Below are 6,581 nucleotides of genomic sequence, written 5' to 3' on the forward strand. Positions count from 1 at the left end.
TTCGTCTGATTCGTCCTTGTCTTCCGAACACCAGAGCGGCGTCCGTTCCCGCAAGCAAAGCCTGGTCTACAGGCCGACCCTGAGCTCCAGCCGTACGGCTGAAGAGTCCTCGTCCGATTCCGCATCCTGTGGCGGCCCGGAGTCGTCGGAATGGACGGCGTAGAAGGCATCCAACTGCAACATGAAGCGTTCGGCGATCTTGTACTGGATACGCGTGGTTACGGCGAACCCGCTGGTGTTGCCGAACGGGTCGTCCTGCGCCAGGTCGTATCGGTGGGCCAACTCCAGGGTCACGTTGGCTCTTTCTTCCAACAGGAACCTCTGCACCCCCACAACCGCGCCGAGAGAGTCCAGCGGCGCCGGCCACAGCGCGGGCCGGTAGGCGCCGAGCCCGACGCCGGCGAATGACAGCCCGATGGGACCGAGGGTCGGGCTGGCGTTGCTGGCGAGCCGTCCGAAGTAGCCGTTGGCCCAGTAGCCGGTGGCGTAGATCAGATCATGCTGAAGCCCTATTTCTCTGGAATAGCCCAGCACCAGCAACGTCCCGTCGTAGTCCTTCTCCACGCCGTTGGGCAGGACGTTGAGGCCCCGGGCCGCGTCGATGGTCTGGTTGGTGTGGCTGGAAAAGTTGGCGTGAACCGACGTGTTGTGGATGCCGAAATGGCCCGTCCAGCCTATGCCGCCGTTGATCTGGTTGCCCCGCCGCTTGTCCGCGACGGTGCCGCCGATGTCCACTTCCAGCAGTCCCCAGGGGAAGTCGCCCTCAACCGACAGCGCAAACAGGTCCACGTCGCGGCGGTCGCGGGCGTTGCCGGATTCGTTGACGTGGTGGAAGGCCCAGAGGCCGAGCACGCGCATCCCGGAAGAGCCCGGGAACCGGATGTTGTTCTTGGACAGCCCGACGGCGGTCATCTCGTCCCGCACGAGATAACCGTTCTGAAGCTCCACCGGAAACTTGCCGACGGCGAAGCCGATGTCCCACCCGCCCTGGTCCCGCGGGTCGAGCCGGGGAAACATCTCGCCGATGTCGCCCTCGAAGAAGAGGGTCTCGAAGTCGTCGTCCCAATCGGCCTTGTAGGCGGTCTTTGCCGATGACGGCGATAGGGTCTGGCCGGCGAAACGCCCGGCCTTGTCCACCGGGCGCATATGGGCCTGAATGCGCTCGGTGCCCGCGAGCTGCAGGTTGGCGAACACGTCCAGGCGGCTCCTCAACTCCGACACGTCGCCGTTTCGGCGCGTTCTCCGGTCGCCGTCGGTGGAGAGGACCGCGGTCCGGAGCGACCCGTAGATCCAGAGCGCGGGCTGCCACACGGCGCCGGTCGGGATCTCGATGCCGTCGTCGAGTTGTCCGCCCTCGTTGATGCCGCGGCCCAGTTCGATGAGGGCGCCGGCGCGTTTCGGCAGATCTTCGGAATCGAGGAACGGGACCGGTTCCTTTCGCAGGTCCAGGTCGGGGTCGTCACCCGCCGGGGCCGGCCGCGGCGAAGCGATGAAGGCCAGCAGCAGGGCGAGCGCCAGTGTCAGAGCATACCGGTTCTTGCGTCGGGTCCCGGCTGCCGCCACGTTACCGCCCCTCCGCCGCGTAGCGTACCGTTGCCGTCCGGCGCCAGACTTCGGCCGCGCCCTTGACGATGCGGTCGGCGACTTCCCGTGGACTCATTCCGTAGTCGAATCCCATATGCTGGCTCGCGTGGATGAGGTTCACGGGCACCGGCTGGAAGATCAGCCGGGCGTCGATGTGGTAGCTCTCGCCGTGCCGGAGCCGGTCCGCCGGAACCCGGTAGTCGGCGGAGCGGGACTGCCCGGCCGGGATTCCCGTCCGGTGTTTCCTGCTTCCCCGGGTGCGGCCATAGAGCATGGTGGGGCGCCCGTCTGGCCGGACCATGGGCATGGCCGTCAGGGACATGGGCGGGGACAGGACCTGGGAGCGTTCGGGTCCGCGCACGATCCCCACGTAGGTCTTAGACTGCAGGTTGAAGAGGTCGTCGTCGTGCGGCAGCAGGCCGGCCAGCACGTAACGCGAGTGCTTGTCCCGAAGGTCGCCGTTAGGGTCCCGGTCCCCCGAGCGGTAGACCACCTTACCGGACGAATCGGTGACGCCAACCTCCAGGAACACCGTGCGCTTGATGTCGAAACTCGTGGGCACGTAGTGGCCGTCGGTGAGGTTCTTCACCGCGAGGGAGAAGGCCAGGCCGTCGCCCGAGGCGCGGATGTCCGTGACCTCCGACAGTCCGAACCCGTTGCGCAGAACCTCCAGACGCTGCCCGTCGGCCCAGGCCAGCAACTTGAGCTGCTCCCCGATGATGTCACGCGCCTCGAAGCGATCGTCGACGGATTGCCACGCTTCGGGGAAGACGTGGTCCGCGGGCACCGAGTCCTCGAACTTCTCGGTGCCCCAGCCCGCCTCATGGTCGAACTGTACCCACTCCCGCGGGGTCTTCAGCTTCGCGGCATCGGCATTGTGGGGAAAGATGCCGGGGTGGACGACGGAGTAGTCCGGGCCGGCCATGAAGTGATTGGACAACCGCCGTTCCGGGGTGGGCACGCCGCCCACCACCGCGGCCGGACCGCGTTCGAACGGCGAGGCCTTGCCCTGGACCGTCCCCATGTGACAGTCGACGCAGGTGACGCCCTTGGCCGCCGCCGGGGAGCGCTTGTACTCGGTCAGCATCTCGTGGCTGCGGCCTCCGGTCTGGGCGATGACCTCGTGGCAGACGCCGCCGCAGAAGCCGGGTTCACGCAACTCGAAGAACGGCTTGATCTCCGCATGGATGGCGCGTCCGGTTTCGCCGCGTCTGGGCTGGACCGGGTACTTGCCGGGCTGGTCCAGGATCTCTTTCAGCCGCGTGCCGTCGTCGACGCTGTACATCGGCGCGTAGATGTCCCCCTCCACGATCGGGAACCGCCCGGTGATCTTGCCGAAGTTCCGCCGCACCCGGTGGCACGCCACACAAGTGATGCTCTCGCGCTCGATGGCCGAGCGGTCGAGGCTGGACCTGGCGGCGGGTGTGCCCAGAGCCGCGCTTATCGGCGCATGGCAACGTTGGCAAAAGTCGCCGGCGGTGGAGCTGATTTTTCTGTTGGTGGCATTCTGGAACGCCATGACCACGGAGCTGAGCTGGCCATAGGCATGGGGGGACACCGACCATTCCCGGAACTGCTTGGGGTGGCACTGGGCGCAGACGGTGGCGGACGGAAAGCGGTTCCCGGTGAGCACGGCCTCGTGCATATCCGCGGCACTCCGGGCTTGGGTTGCATCCGCCGCTCCTTCTCTCGAAGGTACGTCCTGGGCGGCGATGACCGTCGATCCAACCCCCATCAACACCAGCAGGAAGAGACTTCGCAATGATGGCGATGTAAACATTTTATTTCTAACTAAATGCAATTGTTCGTAAATTAGAAGTTTCCACGAAATATGACAAAATATATCATTAAATGAGTCGTTGTGCCATAATTGTCCTCTGATCGGTGAACTTCACGGGTCATTCAGGTTCTGGAACCATCATCACGTTTCAGGGTCAGGCACGTTGAAGCTCCTCCGATAGAGCGGTGGGAGGGCGATGACGACAATCTCTCCGAGGACGCCCGAGGGAGTCTTCAACTTCTGGCTGGGGCAGATGCGTTCCGTCGGTGACGCCAGCCGGGACAATTGGCGCGACCGGATGTTGATGTGGCGGCTGGGTCCCTTCGCGCGTAGCGCGGAAGACAGGGAGTTCTTCGATGCGCAGCGAGACTGGTGCGAGGAGATCCACAAGGAGGGCATCGACGGCTTCTTCTCCGATCCGGAATGGGAAACTCCCAAGGGCCTGCTCGCGAAGCTGATCGTCCTGGACCAGTTTCCGCGCAGTGTCTACCGCGGCACTCCGGCGGCATACGCCAACGACCCCGTTACCGTACGACTGGCCGAACATCTCTGCACGACCGGTTGGGACATGACCGAGTACAACATCATGGAGCGCATGTGGGTGTACGTGCCGCTGTCCCACGCCGAGGAACTCGCCCTGCAGGAATTATGCGTCGAGAAGTATGTTCAATGGAGCAGGGTACTGGTGGCAGCGGTTCCGTCGGGCCGCCGCAGGCTCAACCAGTTCATAAGCTGGTCGTTCATCAAGGCCTCCATCGAGCACTCGGACGCACTGCTCATCTTCGGCCGTTTCCCCCACCGCAACGCCATCCTGGGCCGTGGGCACAAGGCCGGCGAGCCCCGTTACCTCAGCGACCCGGTACGGCCGCTGTGGACCTTCACCCAGCCGCCGAGACCGGACTATTTCGCCGTACTGGGAGCACTCTGCCGGTTCGAGGATGGTCTCGACGAAAACAGCATCCGGCCGGAGCCTCTGGCGGAGCTTCACAAGGCGGCGAATCTTCCCCTGGACGGGCCCGATTCCCTGATGGACGTGTTCGAACTCGGCGGTGACGGCGCCGTGGCGTACACCACCCTCTACCGTCACATGTTGTTGAGGGAGAAGGAGCGGGCGTTCGAGGCGGTATGCCGCGCGCCGGTGGTTGAGGATTTGTTCCAGCAGATAAAGGCGCTCATTCTGAAGGACCCCGACGAGCCCTGGCCGCCGAAGAGCGCCAAGTATTCAGTGACGCCGGTCATCGACGTAGATGCGATCCACGCCGTTGTCACGCATACGCCTCCGCCGGTGGTAGAAGTCGAGAAGACCGTGGAGTTCGCCGTCGCCGATCCGAACAAGGCTGTCAGCCTCGTCCTCAAGAACGACAGCGCGGAACTCGAACGTCTCACCCGGGAGACCGAGGGGTTCGCCGAACGCCATGGGTTCGCGGGCAAGGCCCTGTTCGAGATTCAATTGGCTCTCGAAGAATGGGTCATGAATACCATCAACTATGGATACAACGACGCCGCCGAGCACGAGATCCGTGTATACCTCCAGCTTGAGGACGACACCCGCAATCTGGTCGTGCACATCGTCGACGACGGCCGGGAGTTCGATCCGTTGGCCGAGTCCCTGGAGCCGGATTTCGAGGCATTTCTCGCCGACCGGGTCGAGGGAGGCGGGGTCGGGGTCCAACTCGTGCTCAAGTTCGCGGACGGCGTCAAGTACCGGCGCCAGGACGGCCTCAACCACCTGATCCTCAACAAGGGCGTCTAGTGTTGCGTGTGGTTAATTCGCACGCGCCCGGGCCTACTTCTCTTCGAATGTGATCCGGCCGCCCGTCATGGTGAGGACGGGCCGGATAGCCCTCTGGACCCCCCCTCGGACGGACTGCTTCACTCGGTTGGACGGTAGCGGGTTCCTGCCAGATCCGGTATTGAAGAGCAACGCAGCCCAAGGCGAAAAAGACCCATATATTGTGTACTGATCTCACCTGATTCTCACCATTCCCTCGGGTAGCGGACAAGCGCTGTCATGTCAAGTCTCGTCACGACAGCCTTGCAATAACCCCCTATATTCTAGTCCCTTATAGTGGATTCCGTATAACTCATCCTCCTGTGCCGTTCGGTCAAGCCGCGCCAGCTGATGACATCCTACACTCCAGGTTACGATTCCAGTAGGTTGCGTTACGATTACGGTCCTGATAGCTTTTTCTTCGGTTTTCGGTTTTCGGTTTTCGGTTTTCGGTTCGAGTTCCGAGGCCGGAGGAAATCCCCTCATGCCCACACGCTAACCCGTCAAGCTCACCAAGCGCGCCGTCGATACGCTCACCGTGGAATCGGGCGACACCGTGGTCTGGGACCGGGACCTTCCGGGCTTCGGCATTCGCGTGTACGCGTCGGGCCGCAAGGTCTGGTGCGTGCAGACCCGGGGACCGGCCGGGGGGCCGAAGCGCTTCGCGCTCGGCCGCTACGGGATTCTGACACCCGACGACGCCCGCCGCAAGGCCGCGTTAGCCATAGACCGCATCAAGCAGGGCCTTGAGCCCGACCCTCCGCCTTTGGCGCCCGAGCCGACGGTGGCGGATCTCGCCGAGCGCTACATGGAGGCCCATGTGCGGGTGAATTGCCGGCCTGCGACGGTGGAGGCCTTTGGGCGCATCCTGCGCCTGTACATCGTGCCGGAGCTGGGCCATCGGCGGCTCTCGGAGGTGGACCGCCCGCAAGTCTCGGAGCTCCACCACAAGCTCCGGGAGAAGCCCTATCAGGCGAACGCGGCGGTGGGGGCGCTAGCGCACATGTTCCGGCTTGCGGAAGCCTGGGGGATGACGCCGCCGCGGCGCAATCCGTGCCGGTCGGTGCGCCGCTACAGGGAGACGCGCCGTGAACGGTTTCTGACGCCCGATGAGTACCGCGAACTGGGCCGGGTGCTCGACGAGGCGGAAGGCGACGGCACGGTGTTCCCCCCGGCGATCCCCGCGCTCCGTCTGCTGCTGCTCACGGGCTGCCGCCGGAACGAGATCCTGACGCTCAGGTGGGACGACGTGGACCACGCGGCGGAAGAGCTTCGGCTGAGGGACGGCAAGACGGGATGGCGCAGCGTGCCGCTCACGCCGGCGGTGGAGGCGGTGCTTGCGGGGATACCGCGGACGAAAGACAACCCGTGGGTGATCGCGGGGCGGAAGCCCGGAACGCGTCTCGCGAACCTCGATGCGATCTGGATGAGGCTCCGCAGGCGGGC

At 64.4% G+C, this 6,581-nt stretch carries 4 protein-coding genes; 2 read left to right on the forward strand and 2 right to left on the reverse strand.

What is annotated here, in order from left to right:
• Positions 1-66: 66 nt before the first annotated feature.
• Together OXF11_15150 and OXF11_15155 are read right to left on the reverse strand one after the other, a co-directional pair.
• On the reverse strand, positions 67-1,563 hold the full coding sequence (locus OXF11_15150) for a hypothetical protein (GenBank protein ID MCY4488432.1): 1,497 nt from the start codon (positions 1,561-1,563) through the stop codon (positions 67-69).
• A 1-nt stretch (position 1,564) separates the two neighbouring features.
• On the reverse strand, positions 1,565-3,229 hold the full coding sequence (locus OXF11_15155) for a multiheme c-type cytochrome (GenBank protein MCY4488433.1): 1,665 nt from the start codon (positions 3,227-3,229) through the stop codon (positions 1,565-1,567).
• 331 nt (positions 3,230-3,560) lie between these two features.
• Between OXF11_15155 and OXF11_15160 the strand changes: the two genes are divergently transcribed.
• Positions 3,561-5,117 (forward strand): DUF924 family protein, encoded by a 1,557-nt coding sequence (locus tag OXF11_15160; protein MCY4488434.1) that lies wholly within the window; start codon positions 3,561-3,563, stop codon positions 5,115-5,117.
• 556 nt (positions 5,118-5,673) lie between these two features.
• The coding region (locus OXF11_15165) for an integrase family protein (protein ID MCY4488435.1) at positions 5,674-6,581 on the forward strand (908 nt) is incomplete at its 3' end.

The sequence above is a fragment of the Deltaproteobacteria bacterium genome, assembly GCA_026712905.1.
In the GTDB taxonomy this organism is placed as follows: Bacteria; Desulfobacterota; Binatia; order UBA9968; family JAJDTQ01; genus JAJDTQ01.